Source organism: Methylobacterium sp. D54C (assembly GCF_053345595.1).
The window spans coordinates 1-255 of sequence record NZ_JBKFAK010000282.1 but is presented as its reverse complement, the minus strand read 5'-3'; the positions used below and the strand labels follow the sequence as shown (position 1 = coordinate 255).

The window sequence follows — 255 nt, the reverse complement described above, 5'->3', positions numbered from 1 at the left end:
TGGCGCGGGGCCTGCGGCACGCGCTCGAACTGGCGGCCCGGCTCTCGGCCGGAGACGCGGCCGAGGTGCCGCCGCTCGCCCAGCGCGTGGTGACCGGGCTGGCCGATCAGATCGGTGCCTTGCAGATTCAGCTCACCCGACTGGAGAAGGAGTTGCTCGCCTGGCATCGGGACAGCGACCTGTCGCAGCGCCTGGCGACGATCCCGGGTGTCGGCATCGTGTCGGCAACCGCGTTGGCCGCCTCGGTGAGCGAGC

Annotated in this window: 1 pseudogene; it reads left to right on the top strand. The window is 72.5% G+C overall.

Annotated elements, in window-relative coordinates:
- Positions 1-255 (top strand): annotated as a pseudogene (locus ACLBYB_RS33535) (IS110 family transposase); the annotation flags it as partial.